This is a genomic window from Mesorhizobium sp. NZP2077 (assembly GCF_013170805.1).
In the GTDB taxonomy this organism is placed as follows: domain Bacteria; phylum Pseudomonadota; class Alphaproteobacteria; order Rhizobiales; family Rhizobiaceae; genus Mesorhizobium.
Genome location: NZ_CP051293.1, coordinates 3205731 through 3232148 on the forward strand (window position 1 = coordinate 3205731; position 26418 = coordinate 3232148).

Consider the following 26418-nt stretch of genomic DNA (forward strand, 5'->3'; position numbering starts at 1 on the left):
CTGCCCGGCAATGGTTGCGTGCAATGGTCCCTTCGAGGGATCATCGGGGTGCTTGCCTTTGCTCACGTCAAAAAGTGAAGCGCTTTCGCATAATAACGGGGGCGGGTACTTCTCCGCCGCGCGACGGCGTGACCTGCTGGTCGACCTACGCGAAGGCTTCTTTCGCCTCTGCGCCCTGGCCTGCGCGGCGCTGTTCGTCTATCGCGGCGTGTATCAGGTCGTGGAGGATCCGACCCGGCTCAACGCCGCGCTGGTGGCGATTTCCGAGATACTCACCTTCACCTGGCTGCTGTTGTCGCGGCGTCCAGTGTCGCGTGACTGGAATCCGCTCACGGTCATCGTCTCCGTGACCGCCAGTTTCGGGGTTGCGTTGATTAGCCTCGAACCCGGCGTGGTGCTTGTTCCGGTCTACGTTGCTGCGCCGCTGCAGTTGGTTGCGCTGTTGTTTGTCATCTGGGGGAAGATATCGCTGGGCCGGTCCTTCGCCATCCTGCCGGCCAATCGCGGCGTGATGACGGGCGGTGCATACCGGCTTGTGCGGCACCCGATCTATGCCGGCTACCTTGCCGGCCATGTGCTCTATCTGCTGTCGGCCTTTTCCTTCCACAACCTCGCGGTCTATGCGGTGATCACCTATCTGCAACTGTATCGTATCCTGCGCGAAGAGGCCCTGCTTGCCGCCGCGCCGGAGTATCGCGCTTACATGGAGCGTGTGCACTACAGGCTGTTCTACCGGATATTCTGAGGACAAGACCGTCGATGAAGAAGGCTGGAGTGGCTGATCCCATCTGGCTTGGGGTCGGCTAACCGCGCTGCCTCAGGGCGGTTCGCCGTTCACGGAAACGCTGACCGCTCCCTTCCTGTGGGCAAACCGGTTCTCACATTTCCTGGGCCTGCTGAGTCGGTCGACTGCCTGGTTGTTCAATGCCTCCCCCGGGTATTGCAGATTGCTGGCGGGCTCGCCATCGTGGCTGACTCCCAATGCTTACGCTATGCACCAGACGGAGATGTTTGCCGCCGAAGGAGCGAGTTTCCGAGAATCGTTTTTCATTTGATGCGATCGAATATGTCGATAATATACCTTTCTGGTATAGAATTGTTTCTACATATGTATTAGAGTTTTATTACTGTTAAAGTTTTTGTATTGTATCAATGAATACCATCATTTGCGCAAGTATGCGCTGATTTGAAACTGAATCTCACCTGCCTCGTGGCTGAATTTACAGCCGGTTGTACGCCGGCTGCCTTAGCGCAACGACAACAGGAGAGTGTTATGGCTTTTACCATCAAAACAGTCGCCAGTGTGTTGGCAGGTAGTGCAATGGTCCTCGTTCTTTCCATGCCGGCAAGCTCAGCTGGGCTCGGCGTCGGCGTGGGTGCCTCCGTGGGCGGCAGCGGCGGCATCAATGCCGGCGTCGGCGCTTCAATCGGTGGCAGCGGCGGCGTCAACGCCGGCGTCGGTGCTTCTGTCGGTGGCTCGAACGGCGTGAATGCCGGGGCGGGTGCGAATGTTGGCGGCTCGAACGGCGTCAGCGCCGGGCTCGGCGCTTCCGTCGGCGGCAGCAATGGCGTCAATGCCGGGGTGGGCGCCAATGTCGGTGGCACAGGCGGCGTTACTGCAGGGCTCGGGGCCAATGTCGGCGGCACGGGTGGCATCGGCGTCGGTGTCGGCGTGGGCATCGGTACCGGAACCAATCCCAGCAATCCGTCCAACCCCAGCAATCCCTCGAACCCGAGCAATCCGAGCCTGCCGGGTGTCGTGGCCCAGATGTCCAGCGGCCAGGTGGCGCGCATGAAGAAGCGCTGCGTCGACGTGCTCAGCAGTGAGGGCACCTATGACCGTGACCTGCGTCAGCTCTGCCTGCTGATCGCCCGCCGCTGAGGGCAGGATCGCCAGGAACGGAAGTGCACAACCAGCCGTGAGGCTTGACAGCACTCTCCTGGCCTCCGGCCGGTCGGAAAGCCCGCCATTTCGGCGGGCTTTCTGCTGCGTAGGGATTTCAATTCGCTCCCTTATCTACCGCGGGCAATCGGCTCTTTTCCGCGTTAACTTCTTTGGTGCGGATGCGCTGTCACAATATGGCGGAACGGTAAGGCTGCTCGAACGTTCTGGTCTTCGAAACATCGCATGCGACGATGTTCAAACCGGCGTGTCAGCGCCTACAGGAGCGGGAAAATACCATGAGCATCGGCACCATCCTCATCATCATTCTTGTCATCGCGCTGCTCGGCGGCTTTAGCGGCTTCGGCGGTGGCCCATTCTATGGCACCGGCTACTATGGCGGCGGCGGCCTTGGCCTGGTGCTGCTGATCATCATTGTCCTTGTCGTGCTAGGGCGGATCTAGACGTTCGAAAGCCTTCGGACAATCGCGATCTCGTGACCGCGTCGAGATCGGAACGCACCGGATTGTGATGGAAGCAAGCCGGCTTGTGATCCGAATCCCGGCTCGAATCCCGTATGTTGATTTCGGTCCACACCCCCCGTGGAAACAAGAGGATAGGGTCCCACCCCTTCATCCTCCTCCAAGGCCCGCCCCGGCATGCCGGAGCGGGCTTTTGCGTTGACGCCGAGGGAACCGGCTTGCGTCGAGACAGTTGAGTTTGCGGAAGGCTGCCCTATGTCCGCAACACTCAGAACGACACTCTGTGAAATTCGCGATGATCTTCACATCCTGCGGCGGATGGTGGCGGCTCGCGGCCATATAGAGACCATCCAGGGCATAGACGCGTTGATCGGCATAGCGGAAGCTGAGGCTATCAAGGTTATCAGGCGCATCGATCGCGCGGCCTGAACAGGAAGAAGGATTGGATGAACATCAAGGAGATGACGCGGCAGGACTGCGTCGCCCTGTTGAAGACGCAGCGCCTTGGTCGCCTGGCCTGCGTGCGTGACCACAAACCCTATGTGGTGCCGGTCCATTTCGCCTTCGGCGAAAATTCCATTTTCAGTTTCTCGCTTCCCGGCAGGAAAGTCGACTGGATGCGGGCCAATCCCAATGTCTGCCTTCAAGTCGACGATGTCGGCGGTGTCAATGGCTGGAGCAGCGTTGTGGTGGAAGGCCTGTTCGAGGAATTGCCCAAAGCGCCTGATCCGGACGCCGGCATGACCGGCGTCGAAAGGATGACCGTTCAGGTCGATGGCGACCGCCGGCTTGCCTGGTCGCTTCTTGCCGCGCATGCCGATTGGTGGGAGCCGGGAGCGCTGAAGCCCGGCGAGACCCTCGCGCCCTCGGGCAGCCATCTCTTCTATCAGGTCAGGATCGAGGCGATGTCGGGAAGACAGGCGTCGTGGTAGCAGTTACGCTGCGCGCGGTACACGTTGCTGGGGGTCTCCGGAACCGCTGCCTGCATTGAGTTGCATTCGGCGTCGCATTGACAAGCGTTTTGTCGCCATATATTGAACAGGACTATACAGGTTCACTGAACAGGTATGCATATGAAGCGGCGCGCGGTTCAACTGTCTCCCGGCACGGGCAAGCCCGAGCAGATAGCTACCGTTCTGGAGCATGAAATCCGCTCCGGCGTTCTCGGCTTCGGCGACCGCCTGCAAAGCGAGAACGAGCTCGTCCAGCGCTTCTCCGTCAGCCGCAACACGGTCCGCAAGGGCCTCGAGGAACTGTCCAGCCGCGGGCTGATCACCACCAAGGTCGGCATAGGCTCCTTCGTCACCTTCGACGGCAAGCCGGTCGACGATTCGATCGGCTGGTCACGGGCGCTGGCGAATGCCGGCGCCAATGCCGAGACAAGGACGCTTCGGCTGGAGGTCATTGAAGACGCCGATCTCGCTGCCTTGCTTGGCATCGAAAGGCCGTTCTTCATCGCCGTCGACCGGGTGCGCACCAATGCCAGCGATGGCCATGCGATCTCGATCGAGCGCAGCCGCCTACCGCTGTCACCGGAGCTGGAAGATGTGCCGCTGCGCGGGTTGCGCGAGGGCTCGCTGCACCAGACGCTGCGCGGTGCCGGCCTTATCCCCGACCATGGCGAGGAATGGGTCGGCATCGAGATGCTCAACGCCGAGGATGCGGCCATCCTCGGTTGCCCGCAAGGCACGCCGTTCCTGCGCGGCCGCCGGCTGACCCGCGCCGCCGATGACCGGCCGATCGAGTATGTCACCAGCCTGCTCAATCCTGCTCATTTCGCGCTGCATATGAGGTTCTGAGCGATGCCGGACACGCTTGATCGCGCCATGGGCGCGCTTGTCGGCGGAGCGCTGGGAGACGCGCTCGGCATGCCGACGCAGCTTTTGTCGCCGGCCCGGATTGCAGAGCTCTACGGCCATGTCGAGGATTTCATCGCGCCCTTCGCCGACCATCCGGTGTCGAAGGGGCTCGCGGCCGGCACCATTACCGATGATACCGAACAGGCGCTGCTGCTCGGCCGCATCCTGGTTGAGTCCGGCGAGCGTTTCGACCATGCGCGCTGGGTCAACGCGCTGCTCGACTGGGAGCGCGAGGTCAAGGCGCGCGGCAGCTACGATCTCCTGGGGCCATCGACCAAGCGTGCCATCGATGCCATCAACAATGGCGTGCCGGCGGAGGAGGCGGGACGCAGCGGCGACACCAATGGAGCGGCCATGCGCATCGCGCCGGTCGGCATCATGATGCCGCTGGAGCCGCTCGATGCATTCGTCGCCAAGGTGGCCGAGACCTGCCGGGCGACGCACAACACCTCGATCGCCATAGCGTCGGCCGCAGCGGTCGCTGCCGCCGTCAGCTGCGGTGTTGCCGGCGGCGACTGGCGCGCCGCCTCCGACACTGCTGTCGCTGCTGCCAGACGAGGGGCGACGCTTGGCCGTTGGGTGACCGGCGGCGACATCGCCGCGCGTATCGTCTGGGCGCGGGACCTGGTGCGCGGCAATGTGATGAGGGACGCGATCCGGCTGATCACCGATCTGGTCGGCACCGGCGTCGCCAGCCAGGAATCGGTTCCGGCGGCCTTCGCGGTGCTGGAAGTCGCCGGCGGCGACCCATGGCATGCAGCGGTCATCAGCGCCAATCTCGGTGGCGACACCGACACGATCGGCGCCATCGCGGCCGGCATGGCCGGCGCGTGCGCCGGGCTTTCGCAGTTGCCTGGGGATCGCGTCACCGGCCTCAGGGGTATCGACATGGCACAGGTTCGCGCGCTGGCCGCTGACCTGGTTGAGGCGCGGACGTCCAAAGGCCTTACGCCAAAAACCGGTTCCGGCAAGGACGCTGCAGCATGAGCGGGCGTCTCGTTCATATCGGTAGCGCGGTGGTCGACTATGTCTACCGCATCGACGCCTTGCCGGCGCCGGGCACCGAGAAGACGGCATCGAGCTTTGCCCAGGTCGCCGGCGGCGGCTTCAACATGATGGTCGCGGCCACCCGAACCGGCATGACAGTGGTGTTTGGCGGCCAGCTCGGCAGCGGGCCGAACGGTGATTTCCTGCGCGCTGCCTTCGCCGCCGAGGGCATCGAAACGCTGACGCCGCCATCGCCTGTGATGGACAGCGGCAATTGCGTTGCCATGATCTCGAGCGATGCCGAACGCACTTTCGTGTCGTGGCCAGGTGCTGAAAGCGTGCTCAGCCTCGACATGATGGCGCCGGTATCGGTGGCGCCGGGCGATTGGGTGTTCACCTCGGGCTATACGCTGAGCTATCCGGGCAGCCGCGATGCGCTTACCGACTGGATCGAGGCGCTGCCGGAAGACATTCCCTTTGTCTTCGACCCGACGCCGGTCATTTCAGACATTCCACGCCCGATCCTATCGCGGGTGCTCGCCCGCACCACATGGCTGAGCTGCAACACGACGGAAGCCGCCGAGATCGCCGGCCCTGGCGATGTCGAGACCCTCGCGGCGCGGCTGCTTGCCGACCATTGCCCGCAGGCGGCCGGTGTCGTCATCCGCAGCGCCGCTAAGGGCTGCCATATCAGGCTGGCCGACGGCACGGCGCAGACCATCGCCGGGTTCAAGGTCGACGCCATCGACACCAACGGCGCCGGCGATACCCATATCGGCGCTTTCGTCAGCGCGCTGGCGCGCGGCGCGCCACCCTTCGAGGCGGCGCGCTACGCCAATGCGGCGGCGTCCATTTCGGTCACCCGCCATGGCGGTTCATCGGCGCCGACCGATGCCGAAATCCAGACTTTCCTGAGCCAGGCCAATGGTCCTTCGACCGGCACGCCGGGCCAGAACCAGAAGGCCCATCAGACAGCCTGACAAGCCCGGGAAGCGGGCAAACAGAGAGAGGAACCAACATGCGCATGCCAAGACTGACTGCTCTGCTGACGGCGACCGCCGTCTTCACCACCGCGCTCACGCTGGCCGCCAGTGCCGCTGAAGTGCATGTGCTCAACTGGAAAGGCTACGGCGCCGACGAGCCCTGGGCCGTCGAGGCCTTCGAGAAAGCGACCGGCAACAAGGTCGTCAACGACTTCTTCAATTCCGAACAGGAAATGCTGACCAAGATCCGGACCAATCCCGGCCTCTATGACGTCGTCATGATCAACGCCGCCTTCAACGACCAGGCGATGGCGGAAAAGCTGATCCAGCCGATCGATACCTCGAAACTGCCGAACTATGCCGACATCAGCAAGGACAAGGCCGGCTCGCCGATGCTCGACCATGACGGCAAGGTCTATGGTGTGCCGTGGGTGTGGGGTCTGACGGCGCTCGCCATCAACGAAAAGTCCTTCGACAAGCCGCCGACGTCGATCGCGGAAATGTGGGATCCCGCCCACAAGGGCCGCGTCGTCATCCGCGACGACGCCGTCGAGGCGGTGCAGTTCGGTGCCATCGCCACCGGCCAGAACATCAACGACATCAAGGATATGGATGCGGTCAAGACGAAGCTGACCTCGCTGATGCCGCAGATCAAGACCTTCTGGAGCTCGGAGAACGACTGGAACCAGATGGTCGCCTCCAACCAGATCGACATCGGCACCTACTGGAGCGGCTCGGCCGACCGCGCCAAGACCCACTTCAAGCTGCCGGTTTCGCTGGTCATTCCGCAGGAAGGCGCCGTCGCCTGGCTCGATGCCTTTTCCATTCCGGCCGGTTCCAAGAATGTCGAGGGTGCGCAAGCCTTCATCAACTGGATGATCGACCCGAAATTCTATGTCGAATGGGTCACCAAGGTCGGCGCGCCGGTCTCGGCCAACACCAAGGCGGTGGACGCGCTGCCGGAGGATGCCTTCAACCGCAAGGTGATGGGTGATCCCGAGGTCGCCAAGCGCATCCAGTTCCAAGCGCCGGTCACCGACGCCCAGCGCGAGGCCTATCTGGCGCTCTGGCAGCAGCTCAAGGTCGACGTGAAGTAAAAGTTCGCGTCCGCACCAGCCGGCGGTTCGCGCCGGCTGGTCCTTCAATCCTGGGGAGGAAGGGTGGCATGGCAGCACAGAGCGCTACCGCATCGCGCAGCGGGTTGAGATCGGCGCTGCCGCTGCTGGCACCGGCCTATCTCTGGCTGACGGTGGCGATCTTCCTGCCGCTGTCGGCCATGGTCTTCTTCTCGTTCATGACCGAGCTGCCACTGTCGGGAAAGCCGTGGGCGTTCACGCTTGGCAACTACGCCGCCTTCTTCTCGCAGAGCCTCTATCTGACACTGCTGCTCGCCTCGCTGCGCCTCGGCCTCGAAGTGACTTTGTGGTGCATCGTCATCGGCTATCCCGCCGCTTACGTACTGGCCAAGGTGCTGAAGGGGCGCAGCCGCGAAGCGATTTTTCTCCTCGTCATCCTGCCGTTCTGGTCGAACGGGCTGGTGCGCATCTTCTCCTGGGCAATGGTGCTGCGCGAGGGCGGCATTCTCGATACGGCGCTCAATGCGGTGCTGCCGGTCAAGATCAACATCGATCTCATGTATTCCTATCCCGCCGTCATCATCGGGCTGGTGCACTCTTACGTGCCCTACATGGTGCTGACCTGTTATCTCACTTTGCAAGCGATCGACGACTCGCTGATCGAGGCCGGGCGCTCGCTCGGCGCGTCGCGGCTGCAGGTGCTGAAGCGGGTGATCATCCCGCTGTCGATGCCTGGCCTGGTGGCGGGGGCGGCGCTGATCTTCGTTCCCGTCGTCGGTTCCTTCATGGAGCCGCGCATCCTCGGCGGCCGCACCGGCACCTTCTACGGCACGGTGATCGAGGACCAATTCGTTGCCGTCTTCAACTGGCCGCTGGGTGCGGCGCTGTCCTTCGTCCTGCTGGCTGTCGTGCTGGTCATCCTGGCGATTGCCTCGCCGGTGCTGCGGAGGGCTGCGTGATGATGACGACGCGCATCCTGGAAGGACTTGGCCGCCTCTATATCGGACTGCTGCTCGCCTTCCTCTATCTGCCGATCATCATCATGGCGCTGATGTCGTTCAACGTCTCGCCCTTCTACCAGCTGCCGTTCGAGTGGACGACGGAATGGTACGCGTCGCTGTGGCAGAACGACCAGCTAATCGCAGCCACCTGGAACAGCCTCGAGATCGCCGCCATCACCACCATCATCAGCGTGGTGCTCGGCTCGGCGGCGTCGCTGGCGCTTTATCGCTATGAATTCCCAGGCAAGAAAGTGCTGCAGGCACTGCTGTTCCCGCCGATCGCCATTCCGTGGCTGATCACCGGCACGGCGATGCTGATCTTCTTCTTCGGCGTCGGCATCGGGCGCGGCCTGTTCGCCATCCTGCTCGGCCATGTCGCGCTGGCGCTGCCCTATGTCATCGTCGTCGTCTCGGCGCGGCTGCAGACTTTTGCGCCCGAGTTGGAAGAAGCGGCGCGCTCGCTCGGCGCCAACCAGTGGCAGGTCACAGTGCGCGTCACGCTGCCGTGGATCATGCCGGGTGTGATCGCCGGCGGGCTGTTTGCCTTCGCCGTGTCGTTCGACCAGTTCGTCGTCTCGTACTTCCTGGCAACGCCTGGACAGACGACATTGCCGGTCGAAATCTACGCCGCGATCCGCAAGGGTTTCACGCCCGAGATCAATGCGGTCTCGACCATCATCATTGTCGTGTCGATGGCGCTGATGCTGCTGACGGCGCGCTTCTTCAAATTCGGCGGAGAGAAATAATGGCCGGTGTGCAGGTATCCAACGTCTCGCGCAGCTTTGGCGCGCACAAGGCGCTGGACGATGTTTCCATCGATTTCGCCGATGGCGGCTTCTATGCGCTGCTCGGGCCCTCGGGCAGCGGCAAGACCACGCTGCTGCGCCAGATCGCCGGCTTCGACTTTCCCGACAGCGGTCGCATCGCCATCGGCGGCGAGAGCGTCGAACGGGTGCCGGTCGAGAAGCGGCGCATCGGCATGGTGTTCCAGAACTATGCGCTGTTTCCAAATATGAGCGTCGCCGACAATGTCGCCTTCGGCCTGTCGGTGCGCGGCGAGGCCAAGGCGGTGATTGCGATGGAAGTGCAGCGCGCGCTCGACCTCGTGCAGTTGGGCAAGCTCGGCGTCCGCCGTCCGCACCAGCTCTCCGGCGGCCAGCGTCAGCGCGTGGCGCTTGCCCGCGCCATCGTCACCAAGCCGCGCGTGCTGTTGCTCGACGAGCCGCTCGGCGCACTCGACAAGGCACTGCGCGTCGACATGCAGATCGAACTCAAGCGCATCCAGCGCGAGATCGGCATCACCACCATCTTCGTCACCCACGACCAGGAAGAAGCGCTGACTATGAGCGACCGCATCGGCATCTTGCGCGATGGCCGGCTGGTGCAGGAAGGGCCGCCGGAGGAAATCTACGACCGGCCGAAGAGCGAATTCGCCGCCACCTTCCTCGGCGACGCCAACATCTTTCGCGGCGACTCGACGGGTAATGGCATCCGGCTGCCCGATGGCACCGCGATCGTTGCCGGCGTGGGCGCGACGCTTGCCGCCGGCGCCAAGGCGAGCTGTGCCGTGCGGCCGGAGCGCATCCGGATCGCCACAGATGCCGGGGTTCCGGATGCCGCCAATGCCAACGTGCTCAAGGGCCAGGTCTCCAAGCGCATCTTCGCCGGCAACAACAGCACGTATTTTGTCGAGCGTGCCGGCCAGACGCTGAAGGTCATCGTGCAGAACACCGGTGCCGACAGGCTGGCTGAAGGGCAGGATGTGGTGCTGCGCTGGTCGCCGGACAGTACGGTGTTGATCGCTGCCAATTAAGGCCAACGTCACTCGTTGACAGGCCTGACTGGTCCGGCTTGTCCGGCCGAACTTGCCGAGGATACAGCGCACAGCACCATGACGCCAGCCAACGCGATCAACGCCATTCCGGCAATCGTTGTCAGGTTGGGGACCTCGCCAAAGAACACATAGCCCCAGAATGCCGCGAAGATCAGATAGGCGTAGTCGAATGTCGCGACAATCTGAGGTTTCGGTGACTGGTAGGCTCGGGCCAACCCGATGCTCACGCTGACGATCAAGGCTGCAAGGATGGCGATGGTTTGCCACTCCTGTATGCCCATGGCGGCCCAGCGTCCGAACAGAAAGGGATAGGCGGGCAGAGGCCCGGCAAAGCCAATAACAAGGCTTGCAATGGTCCCGGCCGCCAGCAGCGTTATGTTTAGCCACAGGGCCATCGTCATGGGCGTTTCCCGCGCGCATTTTGCGCGCGTGACGATCGCCGCAATCGCATAGAGGAACGCGGCGGCAACGGGTATCAAAGGCAGCGGAGAAAAGGCGACGGCTGTTGGGCGCACGATCAACAGCACACCGGCAAGTCCCAACGCGATGCCTGCCCATTGATACCTTGCGATCCGCTCGCCGAGCATGAGCGACGACAACAGCACGATGAACAAGGGCGCGGTGTAGAGCGAGGCGGCGATGACCGAAAGATCAAGAACCGGGATCGCGGCGTAGATCGCGAGATACATCAGCAGGAGCGCGACACTGCGCAGTGCTACCCAACCGAGCGCAACTGGCCAGACGGCACCGCGTGTGAGCAGCAGTAGGACCGGTGTCGCGATGACGGAGCGCAGGACATAGATCTGCCAGAGCGTGAGATTGGCACTGGAGAACTTCACAAAGGCGTCGGTCAAGGCCATCGCAAACACGGTCATGAGAATGACAATCACACCGGTGACCGGCAAAGCGCGTTCGTTCGATTGGGTGGTCATCGACTGCCTCCAGGGACAATCCGCAGTCTCGCCACGGTTGATAAATTCGCCTAGACGCTATTATTGTATCAAAATGATTGGGTTTTTTAATCAATGGCGCGGGTAGAACTGCCTGGCCTCCAGACCTTCCTGGCCATCGCCGAGCATGGATCGTTGCGAGCGGCGGCGCGCATGCTCGGCGTCAATCCGCCGGCGGTCTCGCTGCAGCTCAAGGCTTTCGAAGACCGGCTCGGCACCGCGCTTTTCACTCGCAGCACCCGGTCCGTCACGATGACCGATGCCGGCCGGGCGCTTTTCCTCAGCACGCGTCATCTGGTCGGCGCAATCGAAGACGCGCTGGATACCACGCGGGAGGTTGGCAAGGCCCGATCGGGGCAATTGCGCATCACGCTGCCTTACCGGGCGTGGCAATTGATCATCGCTCCCCGACTGGCTGCGTTCGAAGCCGCCCATGCCGGTGTAGAACTGGATCTTTCGATAGACGAGGGGCTGGTCGATATCGTGTCGCGGGGCTTTCACGCCGGGATTCGGCTCGGCGACCACCTTCAAAACGAAATGATCGCACGGCGGCTGACGCCGCCCCAGCAGGGAGCCTATATTGCCTCGCCCGACTATTTGAACCGGCACGGGAAACCCACGAAGCCAAGCGATCTGCTGTCACACCGCTGCATCCGGCACCGGCAAATTTCTTCGGGGCGCATCGCCGAGTGGCGCTTTCTGGTGGATGGGGTCGAAGTGTCAGTCGATGTGACCGGGCGGCTTGTGCTGAACGATCTGCGCACGATCGTGGAGGCAGCCAAGCAAGGCTTGGGTATCGGCTGGTCGTTGCGCGAGGGTGTTGCGGAGGATGTGAGGCGAGGGGATCTTGTGGAAGTCTTGCCGACCTATAGCGCAGGCCGTCCTGGTTTCTTCCTGTATTTTCCGAAACCGCTGGCGCGACTCGGTCTTCTCAGGGCTTTTATCGATCACTTCGGGACTGCAGGCCTGATGTCCGAGTCGTCCTCCGGCTTGCCAAGCGGACTGCAATCCCGGAATGCTCAATGGGGGGCTGACGATGACGCTTGAGCTGACCGCACAGGACCGATCCATGCTCGACGGCGGGCAAGGCCCGTCCGCGGCCGCCGCGATGAAGATCCTCGTCGCCTTTTCCAACGCCATCGGCGCAGCCAGTCTGCTCGATATATCAGGCGCTCACATCGATGGCTGCCTCTACCATGGCAGGGCCGGTCTCGATTTCGTCGAAAGGCTGGTCGAGGGCGGCGGGCGCGTGCAGGTGCCGACGACGCTTAATGTCGGCTCGTTCGACCTGATCCATCCCGGCATGGTGAAAATGCCGGCGGCGGAAGAGGCGCCGGCGCGGCGGCTGATGAAGGCGCATATGGAGCTCGGCTGCCAGGCGACCTTCACTTGCGCGCCGTATCAGACGCGTTTTCGGCCCAGTTTCGGGCAACAGATCGCCTGGGGCGAATCCAACGCTATCGTCTTCGCCAATTCGGTGATCGGCGCGCGTACCAACCGCTATGGCGATTTCATCGATTTGTGCTGCGCCATGACCGGGCGGGCGCCGGCCTGGGGCTTGCATCTCAGCGAAAACCGGCGTGGCCGCACCCTGTTCGGCCTGGACATAGCTGAGGCCGAACCAAGCGACAGCCTGTTCGTCGGTGTCGGGCTGATCATCGGGCAAACCAGCGGCGACCGTGTTCCAGTGATCGCAGGCCTGCCGCAGCCACGCGACGAGGACCAGTTGAAGGCGCTGGGCGCGGCGGCCGCGACGACGGGTGCCGTGGCGCTGTTCCATGCTGTCGGCATCACGCCGGAAGCCAGGACCCTCGATGAGGCGTTCCACGGCCAGGTGCCGGAAGAGACAATCCGCATCACCCGTGCCGATCTCGATCATGCGCTTGCAAGGCTGTCGATGGTGCCTGACGGCGCGCTTCTCTCGGCGGTCTCACTGGGCACGCCGCATTTCTCGCATGAGGAATGGATGCGCCTGTTGCCGCTGCTGCGCGAGACAGCCCCTGGCCGGGGCATCCCGATCTACGTCAACACCGGTCGCGCGACGCTGACGCGGCTGCAGGAGGAGGGCGCGCTAGCCGGCATGGAGGCTTACGGCCTAATCCCTGTCGCCGACACCTGCACCTATGTCACCTCCATCCTCGAGCGGCTCGACGGCGTGGTGATGACCAATTCCGGCAAGTGGGCACATTACGCACCGGGCAATATCGGCGTGATCGTCGCCTTCGCCGAGATGAAGGATTGCATCCGTTCCGCGGCGGCCGGGCATGTCGTGCGGAGCGCCTCATGACGCAGCCGGTTGCAACGGGAGCCGTCGAACAGTCAGGCACTTTCCAACTTGCCGGCGAGGCCGATGGCCTGGCTCTGGTGTTCTCGCAGCCGCTCAGCTTTTGGGGTGGTATCGATGCCGAGACCGGTGAGATTATTGACCACTCGCATCCGGGCCTCGGCCAGAATGTCACCGGCAAGATCCTGGTCATGCCGAGCGGGCGGGGGTCGTCCTCCTCGTCCTCGGTTCTGGCTGAAGCGATCCGCAGGGGCACCGCGCCGGCCGGCATCCTGATGGAACGGCCGGACCCGATCCTGGCGGTGGGGGCGATCGTGGCCGAGTTTCTATACGAGATCCGCATGCCGCTGGTCGTGTGCTACATTGCCGGATTTGTTTCCGGCGATCGTATCTCGATCGGTGTCGGCAGGGATGGCAAGGCGATCATCCGCAAGGTTTGAAGCAACCGTAGTCCGCTTCTGATGGGAAATGATGGTGCGTGCCTTGGCTGATCGGTAAGCCACGGCGCTATATGCTGTCCTCCAGGGAGGAATGGATGGCAGGCATGGATTTCGAACCGGATGTGACGGTTCGCACCCGGGAATACCGCATCGGTTGCATCGGCGCCGGCATGATCATGGCCGAATGCCGTCTTGCCGCCTACGCGCAGGCCGGTTTTCCGGTGGTGGCGATCGCCTCGCGGACGAAGGCCAGCGCCGAGAAGGTGGCGAAACGCTGGGCCATTGCGACCGTTCACGACACGCCGAAACAACTGATCGAGGACAGTCAGATCGAGATCGTCGATCTGGCGTTCCCGCCGGACCAGCAGCCGGCACTGATCCGCCACGCGCTGAAGCAGCGACACATCAAGGCGATCCTGGCGCAGAAGCCGCTGGCGCTTTCGGTCGAGGAAGATGCGGATGCGGATGCGGGGCTGACTTTCCGTGGCGTCGGCGAGTTCATGCGTCAATCTCGCGACCTATCCGGCCAAGATCGAGGCCGGTAAGGTGATGATCCGGATCTGACGCGTGGCAACCGATCCAGCATCACAGAGGGGACGTTTTAATGAGCCGAAAGAGACCGACCGTGGCCGATCTGCGCGCGATGAAGGGCAAGCGCCAGCTGACCATGCTGCGCGTGCTCAACCTGGACGAGGCGGAGGCCGCCGAACGGGCAGGGGTCGACATCGTCTCGGTGCCACCCGAACTGGTGCTCAACCCCCAGTACCGCGACGCGGCGCCCAGCCTGTTCACCATGCCGGGCGAGAATTTCTTCGAGGTAGGCACGGCGGATGATTTTGTCCGCTGGGCCTTCCGGCTCTACAGAGCCAGCGCCGACGCGGTCTATTGCAGCGCCGGCTACGCCACGATCAAGCGCATGGCCGACGACGCTATTCCCGTCATCGGCCATGTCGGCCTCATTCCATCGCGCGCCACCTGGACCGGCGGCTTCAAGGCGGTCGGCAAGACCGCCGACGCCGCCATCCAGGTTTTCGAGGCGGTGAAGCAACTGGAGGCGGCGGGCGCCGTCGGCGCCGAGATCGAGGTCGTGCCGGTCGAGGTGGCCAAGGCGATCTCGGAGCGCACCTCGCTGATCATGCTGTCGATGGGGGCGGGCACCGGCTGCGACGCGCAATATCTGTTCGCCGACGACATTCTTGGCCAGAACCGGGGCCACATGCCTCGCCACTCCAAGGTCTACCGCAACTTCGCCGCCGAATATGACCGGCTGCAGGCCGAGCGGGTAGCGGCATTTTCCGAGTATGTCGCCGACGTCAACAGCGGCGCCTATCCCGAGGACAGGCATATCGTGCACATGGACCCGGCCGAGCTCAGCCTGTTCATGAAAAAGGTGGACGCAAAGAGCTGATTAGTCGGGTTCTTTGCCGACCGCCGCAGCGCCTTGCCATGTTCCATCGGCGAGCATGGCGTGGAGCACCTCGGCGTCGGCCCCCAGCGACCTGTCCTCTTTGAGCATCGATACGTGCGCGCGCACGGCCGCATAGATCGCACCGGTGCGCGGCGCCAGCGTCAATCCATCACGCAGGTCGACCGCCTGGGCCGCCGCCATCAGCTCGAAGGCGATCAGCCGCCTCCACAGCGCGATCATTCCGGCGCATTTCGCGACGGCGAGGGGGGACTGGGTCGCGTGATCCTCGACGCCTTCCGAAACCGGCAGAAAATCGAGCATCACCGGATTAGCCTTGTGGCGGATGGCGGCCAGGATCGATGTCGCCGTCTTCTGCAGCGGCACGAAACCGGCCGACGCGCCGCCGATGGGCGAGAGATATCTGGTCAGGCCGTTGCGGCCCGAGCCGCTGAGCTGGATGAAGCGGGCGACGCTCGCGGCGGCGCATTGCGCGATCGCCAGGCCGAGCGTCTCGAAGGCAAGCGACAGTGCGGCCGTGTGGAAATTGCCGGTCGACAGCACCAGTTCGTCATCGCCCAGCACCAGCGGGTTGTCGGCGGCGGCATTGAGCTCGATCTCGACGGCGCGCTTCGCCTGGCCGATCGCCTCGATCAGCGCGCCATGGATCGACGGCATGCAGCGGATCGACAGCGGGTCCTGCAAGGTGGTGGGCGCCGGCATCTCGTCGCGGGCTAGAAGGTCGTGCAAGGCTTTCGCCGCCTCCTGCTGTCCGGCGGCCGGCCGCGCCATCTGCAGGCGCGGATCGAGGATGGTGCGGTTGGCGCCATAACCTTCCATCGTCAGCGCGCCGGCCTGCTGCTGCTGGGCCAGCGCCGACAGCGCATCCGTAACGCAAAGCGCGCCACTGCCGGCGGAGACCGCCGAGGCGTTGATCAGCGACAGCCCATCCTTGGGCGCCAGGCTGATGGGTGCGAGGCGGGCCATCATCAGCGCCTTGGCCGCAGGCATGCGCCGACCCTGATAGTCGGCTTCGCCTTCGCCGATCAGGACACGGGCAAGCGCCGTCATCAGCACGAGGTCGCCGGCACCGATCGAGCCGAGCGAGGGCATGACCGGATGGACGCCGGCATTGAGCGCATCGACCAGAGCGACAAAGACGGCGGGCGAAAGGCCGGAGCCGCCGGCCGACAGCATCGCCAGGCGGGCGAGCATGGTTGCGCGCACCGCCTCGACCGGCAGCGCTTCGCCGACCGCACCGCTGCGGCCCTCCAGCAATTGGCGCTGGAAGGCGCTGGCGTCGCCTTCAACGGAGGTGCCGAGATTGGCACCGAGGCCGGTGTTCAGGCCATAGATCTGCTGGCCGGAGGCGGCAGCCTGGTCGAGCACTTTGCGCGCCTTTTCCAGCTTGGCGACGACATCGGGTCCGATCTCCACCTTGCGGGCTTTGCGGGCGACGCTGGCGACATCGCCGACGCTGACGCCGGTTCCTGTGAGGACGAGCGCGCTCATGCGAAACGCAGCCTCTGGCCGATGCCTTTTTCGCCTGCCTTGGCCAGCATCGCCTTGCCCAACGCAATGTCGGACAGCGAGAGGCCGCGATGCCAGAACAGGATGGTCTCGTCGTCACTCTGCCGTCCTGGCTTGAGACTGGCGGCGATCTGGCCGAGCTCGGCATGCAGCGTCTTTTCGCTCAGCCGTCCTGTCTCGACATGGGCGCGCAGCGAACCGAACTTGCCGCCCTTGCATTGGCCCCAGTCGTCGACCACCATTTTCTGCATGATGTCAGTCAGCGACAGCTCCACCGCGCTTATCGTGCCATAGGGCACGACCAGTGCGCCGGGCTTGATCCATTCGGTCTTCAACAATGGCTGCGGTTCCGGCAGCCGCGAGGCCTCGACGACGATGTCGGCGCCTTCGATGCAGCTCTTCCAGTCGGCGACGGCCGTCACTGTCTTGCCGAGATCGGCCGAAAGCTTGGCGGCAAAGCCGTCGCGACTTTCCGGGCGGCGCGAATGGACGCGGATCTCATCGAAGTCGAACAGGTGGTCGAGCAGGCGCACATTCCAGTAGGCGGTGCCGCGCGCGCCGATATGGGCCAGCACCTTCGAATTCTTGCGCGCCAGGTGTTTGGCGCCGATGGCGGTGACGGCGCCGGTGCGCATGTCGGTGATGACGGTGGCGTCGAGAATGGCGCGCGGCGTGCCGGTGCGCGGATCGAACAAATTGAGGATGCCGAATTCCGAGGGCAGGCCATGCAGATAGTTGTCGACATAGTCGCCGACGATCTTCACGCCCGCCGTGTCGAGCGGCGCCACATAGCCGCGCAGGACATTGAAATGACCATGGAAGGACGGATCCGGTTCGAGATGGACGCGCGGCTCGATCACCGCCTGGCCCTTGCCCTGGGCGACGAGACCAGCCTCGACGGCGGCGATGATTTCGCCATCGGTCATATCTAGCGCTTCGATGTCGAGGGCATTGAGATAGTCGATGTAGATGGGCTTCATTTTACGCGCGCACTTTCCTCGGTCGCCCCGCCCATCCCATAGCAGGCCGCGGCGCGACACGAAAGTTTGTTGCGCTGTGTCTGGACGCAGCCGGCCAAATGCTGTTCAAACCGCTACCGTCATGACTGCCATTCCCGAGACTGAAGCCTTAGCAGAAACGGCCACCAATGCGCGGCGCGTGGCGCTGATCGTCGCCATCGCCTTCTTCATGCAACTGCTGGATTCGACAATCATCTCGACCTCGTTGCCGCAAATGGGGGAATCCTTCGGCGTGCCGGCAGTGGCGATGAGCATCGGCATCACCGTCTACATGCTGACCATGGCGGTGTTCGTGCCGCTTTCGGGCTGGCTCGCCGACCGGTTCGGCGCACGCAACATCTTTCTCACCGCGATCGCGCTGTTCACGCTAGCCTCCCTCGCCTGCGGCTTCTCCGGGAATTTGACCGAATTCGTCGCCGCTCGCGCCGTGCAGGGGCTGGGCAGCGCGCTGATGACGCCGGTCGGCCGCATTCTCGTCCTGCGCAATGCCTCAAAATCCGAGCTGCTCAACGCCACCGCGCTGATCACCTGGCCGGCGCTGTTCGCGCCTGTGGTGGGGCCGGTGCTCGGCGGCTTCATCACCACCTATCTGTCCTGGCACTGGAACTTCTTCATCAACATCCCGCTAGGCGTGGTCGGATTGGCGCTGATCGCCCGGTTCATCCCTGGCGACCGCGACGCCGACCCCAAGCCATTGGACTGGCCAGGTTTCGTGCTGACCTCGCTCGGGCTCGCCTGCCTGCTCTACGGCCTCGAGCGCATCGCGCATCCGGAGGATGGCGTGCCGCCGACGGTGCTGCTGATCGCCGCCGGCATCGTCATCGGCTGGCTGGCGGTGCGGCATCTCCGGCGCGCTCCGCACCCGCTGCTAGATCTCTCTTCGTTCAGGGTGCTGACCTTCGCCATCTCGACGCTTGCCGCCGGAACGATCTTCCGGGTGGCAATCAACGCCACGCCTTTCCTGCTGCCGCTTCTGTTCCAGGTCGGCTTCGGCCTCTCGCCCGTCGATGCCGGCTTGATGATCCTGGCCTATTTCCTCGGCAATCTCGGCATGAAGACGGTGACGACGCCAACGCTGCGGCGTTTCGGCTTCCGCCCGGTGATGGTGGTCAACGGCATCATCGCCTCGACGTCGATCATGGCTTGCGGGGCGATCTCGCCGCAGACGCCGCAGGCGCTGGTGGTGGCGCTGATGCTGATAGCCGGCCTGTCGCGCTCGATGCAGTTCACCGCGCTCAACACGCTGGCCTTCGCCGATATCGATGCGGCGCAGCGCAGTTCGGCGGCGACGTTATCCTCGATGCTGCAGCAGGTGGCGATGCTGTTCGGCGTTGCCGTGGCGGCGGCGATCCTCAATCTGTCGCAGATCGTGAGAGCCAAGCCGGCACTCGACCTCATGGATTTTCGAATCGCCTTTCTCGTCATCGGGGCCATCGGGCTGGTGGCGGCGCTGCGTTTTCTGGTGTTGCCGTCCGCTGCTGGGGCAGAGGTTTCCGGTCATACGCCGGGGAACTGAAGTCGAATTTTTCGGCCTTGGCGGACATAAGTTCCGCCTCATCCTTTCGCCTTGATGCAACACTTTCGCGAAGTGCTGTGATGGCGCAATTGATTGCCAAAAATGCAGCAGTTTCCAAGCATTGCGCCAGTTTCGGCAATCGATGCGTCCACTCGACGAATCTCGGCAAGAAGCGTCGTTCTGAACGCGGATTCATTTGACGAAACGACGCCGAGGCGATTAGCTCTGCGTTCGGGATGGCAGCGCTGCCATCGGGGCAAATGCAGACATGAACGCGATTGGCTGGCTAAATCTCAGGAGCCTGAATCAGGAAGGCATTGTCTTTGCCATCGCGGTGGTGCTGTTCGTTGCCGCGGCCATAGGCCTGCCGGGTTTTATCGACCCCAACAACCTCGTCGCCATCGTCCGTTCGGTGTCGGTGCTGGGCATATTGGCGCTCGGCATGGCTGTCGTCATCATCGGGCGCGGCATCGACCTGTCGGCGGTGGCGATTATGGCGATGTCGGTCGCCTGGTATCTGCAATTGCTCAACACCGGGACCTCGGATGGGCTGGCCTTCGCCTATGTGCTGGCCGGCGTGCTCGCCATCGGCCTGCTCAACGGCTTTCTCGTCGCCTATGCCGATGTGCCGGCGATCTTCGTGACGCTGGCGACCGGCTCTTTCGTCTTCGGCTATGTGCGCTCACAATTGATCACGCAGGACGCGGTGCCGGTGCCGCAGGGCCACTGGGTCGAATTGCTCGGCGGCCTGCGCTTCCTCGACATTCCGATCGAAGTGTTCGTTTTCGCCGGGCTTGCCTTCCTGTTCTTCCTGTTCCTGCGCTACACAAAATGGGGCCGCTACATCTATTTCGCCGGCGACAACCCGGTCGCGGCGCGCAACATCGGCATTCCGGTGCGGCCGATGCTGGTGCTGCGCTATGTGCTCTCCGCTTTCGTGGCGCTGATCGCCGGCCTGCTGACGGCAGCCAGCCTGCATTCGATCAACACCCGCATCGTCAATTCGACGCTGCTCTACGACATCGTGCTGGTGGCCGTGATCGGCGGCATCGGCTTGTCGGGCGGGCGAGGCGGGGTGCGCAATGTGCTGGTCGGGGCGGCGCTGATCGGCATCCTGCTCAACGCCATGACCATCATCGACATTCCGCTGCTCTACCAGAACCTGATCAAGGCGGCGATTCTGCTCGGCGCTATCATCGTCGACGGCATCATCAATCCGCGTGACGAACAGACTGCGCAACAGGGCGACATTTAGGGCAGATGGGCTAGCCCATCTTGCTCGGGGTACCCGGCGCGATCGCGACGATCGGCCGGCAATGAAAACCGAACCAGAGGACGTGACATGAGACTGATCAAGACACTTATAGCCGCCGCAACGGCGCTCGCCGTTACCGCCTTCGTGGCGCCGACCTTCGCCGCCGACGATCCCGGCCCGGCGGCTTACGCGCAGGCGCTCAAGGGCAAGCGCGTCATGCTGGTGCCGCTGGCGATGGGCTTCGACCTGGCGCAGGGCTGGGCGCATTACCTGAAGAAGGAAGTCGACGCCTGGGGCGGTACGTTCGAAACGCGCGATCCGAACTGGGTCGTCGATGCCGGTGCGCAGGCGATCACCGACGCGATCTCGTCGGACACCAGGCCTGACGTGCTGATCATCCACGCGCCGGATCTGAACTCCTATTCCAAGCTGATGAAGAAGGCGCAGGCCGCCGGCACCTACGTCATACTGGTCGACAATCCCGCCAACTTCCCGGCCGATGCCTTCGTCGGCAGCGACTGGGACCGGCTTGGCCAGCTCGAGGCCGAAGCGGCGATCAAGGGTTGCGGTGAAAACTCGTCGAAGAAGATCGGCCTGGTGCAGGGCGATCAGGCGAACTCCTCCAGTCTCTATCAGTATGCCGGCATCATGAAGGTGCTGGACAAGCATCCCGACTTCAAGGTGGTGGCGAAGCCCGACTCCAACTGGGATGCGACGACCTCGCGCAATGTGACGACGACGATGCTGCAGCAGAATCCGGACATCTGCTCGATCATCGATTTCTGGGATGGTGACGCCACCGGCGCATCGGCCGCGATCCGTGACGCCAAGCTCGACGGCAAGGTGTTCCTGGTCACCACCGGCGGCGGCGAGAAGGCGGCCGATTGCGACAAGTTGGCCGACGGCACTTATGGCGCTGTTGTAATGACCGATCTTGCCCGCCAGTCGGGCGACATGAACGCCATCATCAAGTTCCTGCTGCAGAGCGGCCAGCCGGCCGGCACCTCGCACACCTATATCTACACGCTGGAGAAGGCGACGACCAAAGCCGACCTCAAGCCCGACAGCTGCTGGGATTTGAAGGCGCTGCAGGCCGAAGCAGCGGCGAAGTAAGCCGCGCCGTCGAATAGACACCACGAGGTGGCCGGATCAGTTCGGCCACCTCTTTCTCTTGAGCAGCGGCAGCCAATGTCCTTTCGCGAACGCCTCCAGTCCTGGCGCTACAATCTCGTGCCCGACCATCTGGTCGGCGAGATCCTGACCAAACGCTGGACCGACAACGCCATTCCATTCCTGGCGCTGGTGGTGACATTGGCGACCTTCGGCTCGGTCATTCCGGGCTTCTTCAAGCTGAACGCGCTGCAGGAATCGACCCGCCAGCTCGGCGAATTCTCGATGGTCGTCACCGGCATGACGGTGGTGATGCTGGGCGGCGGCATCGATCTCTCGGTCGGCTCGATCTTCGCACTGTCCTGTTTCTCCGCCGTCTATGTCTTCTTCATTCTCGAACAGTCGATCTGGCTGGCGCTGGCCGCTTCGCTCGCCACCGGTCTCGTCTTCGGCGCCATCAACGGCTATCTCGTGGGGTATCTGCGGCTGCGCGCCTTTCTCACCACGCTGGTGACCTTCATTTTCGGCCGGGCGCTGTTCGACATCCTGGTCACCACCTATGCGGCTGACGTGCAGCTTTCCCAGGCCACTTCGGACGTGCTCGACTTCATCGGCGACAGCACTTTCTGGGGGCTCTCCGTTTCGGTCTGGCTGGCGACCATCCTTGCCATCATCACCCATATCGCGCTGACGCGCTCGCGGCCGGGATGGCATGTGCTGGCGGTCGGCGGCTCCCGGCGATCGGCGCACAATGCCGGCATCCGCGTGCGCCGCACCGTGTTCATGACCTATGTCTTCTCCGGATTCTGCGCCTCAATCGGCGGCTTCCTCATCGCTTGCCGGCTGAGCGGGGCAGGGCCGGGCACCGGCCTCAACCTCGAAATCATGGCGCTGACGGCGGCGGTGGTCGGCGGTGTCAGCCTCGGCGGCGGGCGCGGCTCGGTGATCAAGGGGTTGATGGGCGCCATCATCGTGCTGACCATGACCAATGGGCTGATCCGGCTTGGCTACGGCACCGGTACCAACCAGATGGTGCTCGGCATCATGCTGGCGGTCGCGGTGACCATCGACATCCGCTGGCTGAAGAACCGCCACAAGGTGCTCAATGAAGTCTATGTCGCGCCGGTGTATCTCAAGATGGGCGAGACGCAGTCGGCCGTTCCAGGCTCCGGCACGCCTTACGCGCTCGACAACCGGTTGTCGGCGGCCGACCATATCGGGCTTGGCGAACTGGAAGGGCCGGAAGACGTCATCCTCGACCGCGACGATAACCTCTATTGCGGCACGCGCCATGGCGAGATCGTCCGCTTCTTCGCGCCCGACTATGTGAAGTCGGAAGTGTTTGCCCACATCGGCGGTTTTCCGCTGGGCCTGGCCTTCGACAAATCAGGCAATCTGATCAGCTGTGTCGGTGCCATGGGGCTCTATTCCGTCTCGCCTGATCGGGAGGTCAAACGCCTGTCCGCCGAGACATCGCGCTCCTGGACCTCGATCGTCGACGATGCGCGGCTGCGCGATCCCAATGACTGCGACATCGCACCGGATGGCCGCATCTATTTTACCGACTCTACGAAGCGCTATGATGCGCATGACTGGGCGCTGGATTCGATCGAGAACCGCGCCACAGGCCGGCTGCTGGTCTATGACCTGAGGGACGGGTCTACGAAGACGCTGCTCGACGGCTACCGCTACACCAATGGTGTGTGCATGGCGCATGACGGCAAGTCGCTGTTCTTCGCCGAGAGCTGGGCCTGCCGCGTGCACCGCTACTGGCTGGAGGGGCCGAAAGCCGGCACCGCCGAATGCGTCATCCGCGACATGCCGGGCTATCCCGACAACATCAACCGCGCGTCCGACGGCAATTACTGGATGGCGTGGCTCGGCATGCGCACGCCGAGCTTCGACCTGTCGCTGCGCCATCCCGACATGCGCAAGCGCATGACGCGCCGGCTGCCGCAGGACGAATGGCTGTTTCCCAACATCAACACCGGCGGCGTGGTGAAATTCAACGAGACGGGCGGCATCGTCGAGGCGATGGGCGACCTCAGCGGCGGCGCACATCCCATGGTGACCTCGATGCGCGAGCACAAGGGATATCTGTTCGTCGGCGGCATCCTCAACAACCGCATCGGCCGCTACAAGATTTCGGGCGCCGACCCGAACTGGACCAGCTCGGCTTCCTATTGGGGAGCAAAGCCATGATCCTCGATCCGATCCTGGATATGTTTCGCGGCAAGGCGGTGACAATCCCGCCGCTCGACGGCGCTTTCCGGCCCAACACGCGGCTGGATGATGCGCCGGCTTTCGCGGAGTTGAGCGAGCCGGACAATCTGCTGGCCGACGGTGACCGGCTGCTCGCCTCCAGCGGCAACGCCATCTATTCGCTTGCCGCCGGAGCCGAGCCCAAGGTTGTCGAGACCTTTCCGTCTCTGATCACGGCACTGGCTCTGTCGCCGTTGGGCGAGCTCACGGTTGGGCTGGAAAGCGGCAAGCTGCTGATTGGCGGCAAGGAGTTTTCGTTGCCGGTCGAAGTTCGCTGTATCACCGCGCTTGCCTATGCCGAGGACGGCACGCTGTGGCTGGCCAACGGCTCGGCCGAGCATGCGGCGTCGCGATGGGCCGCCGATTTGATGAAGAAGGGCGTCTCCGGTTCGCTTTGGAAGCGTGACCCAGCAGGCGGCGAGTTCCGCAAGCTGGCCGGCGATATCGCTTTTCCCTATGGGCTTCATCCCGTCGGTAGGGATGTGCTGGTGAGCGAGAGCTGGCGCCATCAGCTCATCCGTTTCGATGGCGCGACCGGCAACCGCTCGACTGTGTTGACGCATCTGCCTGGTTACCCCGCGCGGCTGTCGCCGTCCACCGATGGTGGCGCCTGGTTGGCGCTGTTCGCGCCGCGCAACCGGCTGATCGAATTCGTGCTGCAGGAGACGCACTACCGGCAGGACATGATCGACCAGGTGCCCCCAGCCTACTGGATCGCGCCGGCGCTGGCATCCAGCCGCAGTTTCCTCGAACCGCTGCAATGCGGCGGCATCCGCACCATGGGCATCCACAAGCCGTGGTCGCCGAGCCGCTCCTATGGGCTGGTGGTTAGGCTCGATCCAAAAATGCAGCCGCAATTCAGCCTGCACAGCCGCGCCAACGGCACGCGCCACGGCATCTGCAGTGTGGCGGAGAAGGACGGCCGGCTGTTCATCGCTTCCAGGGGCGGCGACTGTGTGCTGGCCGTCGATACGGGAGGTTTCTGATGGAACCGATCGTTCGCCTAGAGAATGTCACCAAGAATTATCGTGGCGTACCCGCTGTAAAGAATGTCAGCTTCGAATTGCGCAAGGGCGAAATCCATGCGCTGCTCGGCGAGAATGGCGCCGGCAAGTCGACCTTGACCAAGATCATCGCCGGTGTCGTCGACGCCACGTCGGGCAAGATGTTCCACAAGGGGCAGGAGATCGCCTACGCCTCGCCGCATGCGGCACTCGAGGCCGGCATTGCCATGGTGTTCCAAGAGACCAGCCTGGTGCCGTCGATGACGGTGGCGCAGAACCTCTATCTCGGTACCGAAAAATTCCTCAACCGGCTGCGCGGCACGTATATTTCAGCACAGCAATTCCTGCAGTCGCTGAATTTCCCGGTCGATCCGAACGCCATGGTGGCAACGCTGGGTGCCGCCAAGCGGCAGATGGTCGAGATCGCGCGCGCGGTGCACCACAATGCCGAGATCATCATCTTCGACGAGCCGACGGCAACGCTGACGCCGGAGGAGAAGCGCCACTTCTTCGCGCTGATCCGCCGGCTGAAGGCGAGCGGCGTGTCGATCGTCTTTATCAGCCACGCGCTGGAAGAGGCGCTTGCCATCGCCGACCGCATCACCATTTTGCGCGATGGCGAACTGGTAATCACCGACGACACGTCGGCCTTCGACCGCGACAAGATCGTTGCCGCCATGGTCGGGCGCACACTGTCGGGGCAGATCTATCGCCAGCGCGACGAGGCCAAGCTGCGCAAGGCGGGCAAGAAGGTGCTGTCGGTGCAGGACATTTCGATGAGCAATGTCGTGCGCAACAACTCCTTCTCGATCTTCGAGGGCCAGATCACCGGTGTGTTCGGGCTGATCGGCTCGGGCCGCACCGAGACCTTCAAGATTGTCTCCGGCATCTACAAACGCGACTTTTTGCACGGTGGCGCGATCGAACTGGACGACAAACCGGTGCGCTATCTCGTGCCGAGCGAAGCGGTCGCCGACGGCATCGTCTACGTCACCGAGGATCGCAAGAGCGAAGGCATTTTCGAGACGATGGGCATCGCCGAAAACTTGTTCGGCGGGCTGCTGGCGGCGGGCCGCGAAAAGGCCTGGGTGATTAACCAGCAAGAGATGCGCACGCTGTCAGCCGAATGGACGAAGACGCTGAACATCAAGGCGATCAACGACAATGCCCGCGTGGTCGAGCTCTCCGGCGGCAACCAGCAGAAGGTTGTGATCGGCAAGGGGCTGGTGCAGCAGCCGCGCATCGTCATCTTCGACGAGCCGACGCGCGGCGTCGATGTCGGCGCGATCGCCGAGATCCATCAGATCATCAACCGGCTGGCCGACGAGGGATTGGCCGTCGTCGTCATCTCGTCCTACCTGCCGGAGATCATGAACCTGTCGGACCGGATTCTCGTCTGCCGCCAGGGGCGCATTGTGGAAGAGTTCTCACCAGCGGAGGCGACGGAGGAAAAGATCATGTACGCGGCGGTGCATTAGGGGTGCTGGCCGGTGCGTACGTCGACAATTGGCCGAGACGCCTGTCCCTTCGTCATCCACG

General features: G+C 63.4%; 25 protein-coding genes and 1 pseudogene. 23 read left to right on the forward strand and 3 right to left on the reverse strand.

The window, feature by feature from the left end; all coding sequences use genetic code 11:
• The first annotated feature begins 10 nt into the window (after positions 1-10).
• The 12 genes from HGP13_RS15930 (at position 11) to HGP13_RS15985 (ending at position 10083) form a co-directional block, all read left to right on the forward strand.
• Positions 11-745 carry an isoprenylcysteine carboxylmethyltransferase family protein gene (locus tag HGP13_RS15930; protein WP_172234736.1) on the forward strand — a complete coding sequence of 245 codons (735 nt, stop codon included), beginning with the start codon at positions 11-13 and terminating at the stop codon, positions 743-745.
• Positions 746-1273: 528 nt separating this feature from the next.
• Positions 1274-1882 (forward strand): hypothetical protein, encoded by a 609-nt coding sequence (locus tag HGP13_RS15935; protein WP_172227065.1) that lies wholly within the window; start codon positions 1274-1276, stop codon positions 1880-1882.
• A gap of 299 nt (positions 1883-2181) precedes the next feature.
• Positions 2182-2346 carry a DUF3309 family protein gene (locus HGP13_RS15940; RefSeq protein ID WP_172227067.1) on the forward strand — a complete coding sequence of 55 codons (165 nt, stop codon included), beginning with the start codon at positions 2182-2184 and terminating at the stop codon, positions 2344-2346.
• 273 nt (positions 2347-2619) lie between these two features.
• A complete protein-coding gene (locus tag HGP13_RS15945; protein ID WP_172227069.1) occupies positions 2620-2793 on the forward strand; it encodes a hypothetical protein in 174 nt (57 codons plus the stop codon).
• Positions 2794-2810: 17 nt separating this feature from the next.
• The gene (locus tag HGP13_RS15950) at positions 2811-3296 is read left to right on the forward strand and encodes a pyridoxamine 5'-phosphate oxidase family protein (protein ID WP_172227071.1); all 486 of its coding nucleotides are present in this window, start codon (positions 2811-2813) and stop codon (positions 3294-3296) included.
• 141 nt (positions 3297-3437) lie between these two features.
• Positions 3438-4163, forward strand: coding sequence for a GntR family transcriptional regulator (locus tag HGP13_RS15955; protein WP_172227073.1), 726 nt, complete (start codon positions 3438-3440; stop codon positions 4161-4163).
• 3 nt (positions 4164-4166) lie between these two features.
• Complete coding sequence (locus HGP13_RS15960) at positions 4167-5210, forward strand: ADP-ribosylglycohydrolase family protein (protein WP_172227076.1); 1044 nt, start codon at positions 4167-4169, stop codon at positions 5208-5210.
• On the forward strand, positions 5207-6190 hold the full coding sequence (locus tag HGP13_RS15965) for a PfkB family carbohydrate kinase (protein WP_172227079.1): 984 nt from the start codon (positions 5207-5209) through the stop codon (positions 6188-6190). Before HGP13_RS15960 ends, HGP13_RS15965 begins: the two co-directional genes overlap by 4 nt.
• 38 nt (positions 6191-6228) lie before the next feature.
• Positions 6229-7290: an ABC transporter substrate-binding protein gene (locus tag HGP13_RS15970; protein ID WP_172227082.1), complete on the forward strand. Its 1062-nt coding sequence runs from the start codon at positions 6229-6231 to the stop codon at positions 7288-7290.
• Between the two features lie 68 nt (positions 7291-7358).
• Positions 7359-8228, forward strand: coding sequence for an ABC transporter permease (locus tag HGP13_RS15975; RefSeq protein WP_172227085.1), 870 nt, complete (start codon positions 7359-7361; stop codon positions 8226-8228).
• On the forward strand, positions 8228-9016 hold the full coding sequence (locus tag HGP13_RS15980; protein WP_172227088.1) for an ABC transporter permease: 789 nt from the start codon (positions 8228-8230) through the stop codon (positions 9014-9016). Before HGP13_RS15975 ends, HGP13_RS15980 begins: the two co-directional genes overlap by 1 nt.
• Complete coding sequence (locus tag HGP13_RS15985; RefSeq protein WP_172227091.1) at positions 9016-10083, forward strand: ABC transporter ATP-binding protein; 1068 nt, start codon at positions 9016-9018, stop codon at positions 10081-10083. The genes HGP13_RS15980 and HGP13_RS15985 overlap by 1 nt, the downstream gene beginning before the upstream one ends.
• Positions 10084-10091: 8 nt before the next feature.
• Here HGP13_RS15985 and HGP13_RS15990 read toward each other — a convergent pair whose 3' ends face one another.
• Positions 10092-11036 (reverse strand): DMT family transporter, encoded by a 945-nt coding sequence (locus tag HGP13_RS15990; RefSeq protein ID WP_172227095.1) that lies wholly within the window; start codon positions 11034-11036, stop codon positions 10092-10094.
• Between the two features lie 93 nt (positions 11037-11129).
• Between HGP13_RS15990 and HGP13_RS15995 the strand changes: the two genes are divergently transcribed.
• From HGP13_RS15995 to HGP13_RS16015, 5 genes and pseudogenes are all read left to right on the forward strand, one after another.
• Positions 11130-12101: a LysR family transcriptional regulator gene (locus HGP13_RS15995; RefSeq protein WP_172227098.1), complete on the forward strand. Its 972-nt coding sequence runs from the start codon at positions 11130-11132 to the stop codon at positions 12099-12101.
• Positions 12091-13341, forward strand: coding sequence for an aconitase X (locus HGP13_RS16000; RefSeq protein ID WP_172227101.1), 1251 nt, complete (start codon positions 12091-12093; stop codon positions 13339-13341). Before HGP13_RS15995 ends, HGP13_RS16000 begins: the two co-directional genes overlap by 11 nt.
• Positions 13338-13778, forward strand: a complete 441-nt coding sequence (locus tag HGP13_RS16005) for a DUF126 domain-containing protein (protein WP_172227105.1) — start codon at positions 13338-13340, stop codon at positions 13776-13778. Before HGP13_RS16000 ends, HGP13_RS16005 begins: the two co-directional genes overlap by 4 nt.
• Positions 13779-13873: 95 nt before the next feature.
• Positions 13874-14230, forward strand: a pseudogene (locus tag HGP13_RS16010) (Gfo/Idh/MocA family oxidoreductase); the annotation flags it as partial.
• 152 nt (positions 14231-14382) lie between these two features.
• Positions 14383-15186 carry a 3-methyl-2-oxobutanoate hydroxymethyltransferase gene (locus tag HGP13_RS16015; RefSeq protein ID WP_172227108.1) on the forward strand — a complete coding sequence of 268 codons (804 nt, stop codon included), beginning with the start codon at positions 14383-14385 and terminating at the stop codon, positions 15184-15186.
• Here HGP13_RS16015 and hutH read toward each other — a convergent pair whose 3' ends face one another.
• Both hutH and HGP13_RS16025 read right to left on the reverse strand, forming a co-directional pair.
• Positions 15187-16695 (reverse strand): histidine ammonia-lyase, encoded by a 1509-nt coding sequence (gene hutH, locus HGP13_RS16020; RefSeq protein ID WP_172227111.1) that lies wholly within the window; start codon positions 16693-16695, stop codon positions 15187-15189.
• Entirely contained in the window at positions 16692-17693 is a 1002-nt protein-coding gene (locus tag HGP13_RS16025; RefSeq protein WP_172227113.1) for an ornithine cyclodeaminase family protein, read from the reverse strand. The genes hutH and HGP13_RS16025 overlap by 4 nt, the downstream gene beginning before the upstream one ends.
• 121 nt (positions 17694-17814) lie before the next feature.
• On the opposite strand from HGP13_RS16025, the gene HGP13_RS16030 reads away from it, so the two are divergent.
• From HGP13_RS16030 to HGP13_RS16055, 6 genes are all read left to right on the forward strand, one after another.
• Complete coding sequence (locus HGP13_RS16030; protein WP_172227116.1) at positions 17815-19248, forward strand: DHA2 family efflux MFS transporter permease subunit; 1434 nt, start codon at positions 17815-17817, stop codon at positions 19246-19248.
• Between the two features lie 268 nt (positions 19249-19516).
• Positions 19517-20503, forward strand: a complete 987-nt coding sequence (locus HGP13_RS16035) for an ABC transporter permease (protein ID WP_140892781.1) — start codon at positions 19517-19519, stop codon at positions 20501-20503.
• A gap of 87 nt (positions 20504-20590) precedes the next feature.
• Positions 20591-21616 carry a sugar ABC transporter substrate-binding protein gene (locus HGP13_RS16040; RefSeq protein ID WP_172227119.1) on the forward strand — a complete coding sequence of 342 codons (1026 nt, stop codon included), beginning with the start codon at positions 20591-20593 and terminating at the stop codon, positions 21614-21616.
• Between the two features lie 75 nt (positions 21617-21691).
• Positions 21692-23815: an SMP-30/gluconolactonase/LRE family protein gene (locus HGP13_RS16045; protein WP_172227122.1), complete on the forward strand. Its 2124-nt coding sequence runs from the start codon at positions 21692-21694 to the stop codon at positions 23813-23815.
• Positions 23812-24861 carry a hypothetical protein gene (locus tag HGP13_RS16050; protein ID WP_172227125.1) on the forward strand — a complete coding sequence of 350 codons (1050 nt, stop codon included), beginning with the start codon at positions 23812-23814 and terminating at the stop codon, positions 24859-24861. Before HGP13_RS16045 ends, HGP13_RS16050 begins: the two co-directional genes overlap by 4 nt.
• On the forward strand, positions 24861-26357 hold the full coding sequence (locus HGP13_RS16055; RefSeq protein ID WP_172227128.1) for a sugar ABC transporter ATP-binding protein: 1497 nt from the start codon (positions 24861-24863) through the stop codon (positions 26355-26357). Before HGP13_RS16050 ends, HGP13_RS16055 begins: the two co-directional genes overlap by 1 nt.
• Positions 26358-26418: the final 61 nt, after the last annotated feature.

What these genes read in the sequence shown, in the direction of transcription:
- HGP13_RS16030 (WP_172227116.1), top strand. Translation starts at nt 17,815, where the DNA reads ATGACTGCCATTCCCGAGACTGAAGCCTTAGCAGAAACGGCCACCAAT.
- HGP13_RS15930 (WP_172234736.1), top strand. Translation starts at nt 11, where the DNA reads ATGGTTGCGTGCAATGGTCCCTTCGAGGGATCATCGGGGTGCTTGCCT.
- HGP13_RS15945 (WP_172227069.1), top strand. Translation starts at nt 2,620, where the DNA reads ATGTCCGCAACACTCAGAACGACACTCTGTGAAATTCGCGATGATCTT.
- HGP13_RS16055 (WP_172227128.1), top strand. Translation starts at nt 24,861, where the DNA reads ATGGAACCGATCGTTCGCCTAGAGAATGTCACCAAGAATTATCGTGGC.
- HGP13_RS16005 (WP_172227105.1), top strand. Translation starts at nt 13,338, where the DNA reads ATGACGCAGCCGGTTGCAACGGGAGCCGTCGAACAGTCAGGCACTTTC.
- HGP13_RS16000 (WP_172227101.1), top strand. Translation starts at nt 12,091, where the DNA reads ATGACGCTTGAGCTGACCGCACAGGACCGATCCATGCTCGACGGCGGG.
- HGP13_RS16025 (WP_172227113.1), bottom strand. Translation starts at nt 17,693, where the DNA reads ATGAAGCCCATCTACATCGACTATCTCAATGCCCTCGACATCGAAGCG.
- HGP13_RS15995 (WP_172227098.1), top strand. Translation starts at nt 11,130, where the DNA reads ATGGCGCGGGTAGAACTGCCTGGCCTCCAGACCTTCCTGGCCATCGCC.
- HGP13_RS16045 (WP_172227122.1), top strand. Translation starts at nt 21,692, where the DNA reads ATGTCCTTTCGCGAACGCCTCCAGTCCTGGCGCTACAATCTCGTGCCC.
- HGP13_RS16035 (WP_140892781.1), top strand. Translation starts at nt 19,517, where the DNA reads ATGAACGCGATTGGCTGGCTAAATCTCAGGAGCCTGAATCAGGAAGGC.
- HGP13_RS15940 (WP_172227067.1), top strand. Translation starts at nt 2,182, where the DNA reads ATGAGCATCGGCACCATCCTCATCATCATTCTTGTCATCGCGCTGCTC.
- HGP13_RS15980 (WP_172227088.1), top strand. Translation starts at nt 8,228, where the DNA reads ATGATGACGACGCGCATCCTGGAAGGACTTGGCCGCCTCTATATCGGA.
- HGP13_RS15950 (WP_172227071.1), top strand. Translation starts at nt 2,811, where the DNA reads ATGAACATCAAGGAGATGACGCGGCAGGACTGCGTCGCCCTGTTGAAG.
- HGP13_RS15960 (WP_172227076.1), top strand. Translation starts at nt 4,167, where the DNA reads ATGCCGGACACGCTTGATCGCGCCATGGGCGCGCTTGTCGGCGGAGCG.
- HGP13_RS15955 (WP_172227073.1), top strand. Translation starts at nt 3,438, where the DNA reads ATGAAGCGGCGCGCGGTTCAACTGTCTCCCGGCACGGGCAAGCCCGAG.
- HGP13_RS15965 (WP_172227079.1), top strand. Translation starts at nt 5,207, where the DNA reads ATGAGCGGGCGTCTCGTTCATATCGGTAGCGCGGTGGTCGACTATGTC.
- HGP13_RS16015 (WP_172227108.1), top strand. Translation starts at nt 14,383, where the DNA reads ATGAGCCGAAAGAGACCGACCGTGGCCGATCTGCGCGCGATGAAGGGC.
- HGP13_RS15935 (WP_172227065.1), top strand. Translation starts at nt 1,274, where the DNA reads ATGGCTTTTACCATCAAAACAGTCGCCAGTGTGTTGGCAGGTAGTGCA.
- HGP13_RS15970 (WP_172227082.1), top strand. Translation starts at nt 6,229, where the DNA reads ATGCGCATGCCAAGACTGACTGCTCTGCTGACGGCGACCGCCGTCTTC.
- HGP13_RS15990 (WP_172227095.1), bottom strand. Translation starts at nt 11,036, where the DNA reads ATGACCACCCAATCGAACGAACGCGCTTTGCCGGTCACCGGTGTGATT.
- HGP13_RS16040 (WP_172227119.1), top strand. Translation starts at nt 20,591, where the DNA reads ATGAGACTGATCAAGACACTTATAGCCGCCGCAACGGCGCTCGCCGTT.
- HGP13_RS15985 (WP_172227091.1), top strand. Translation starts at nt 9,016, where the DNA reads ATGGCCGGTGTGCAGGTATCCAACGTCTCGCGCAGCTTTGGCGCGCAC.
- HGP13_RS15975 (WP_172227085.1), top strand. Translation starts at nt 7,359, where the DNA reads ATGGCAGCACAGAGCGCTACCGCATCGCGCAGCGGGTTGAGATCGGCG.
- hutH (WP_172227111.1), bottom strand. Translation starts at nt 16,695, where the DNA reads ATGAGCGCGCTCGTCCTCACAGGAACCGGCGTCAGCGTCGGCGATGTC.
- HGP13_RS16050 (WP_172227125.1), top strand. Translation starts at nt 23,812, where the DNA reads ATGATCCTCGATCCGATCCTGGATATGTTTCGCGGCAAGGCGGTGACA.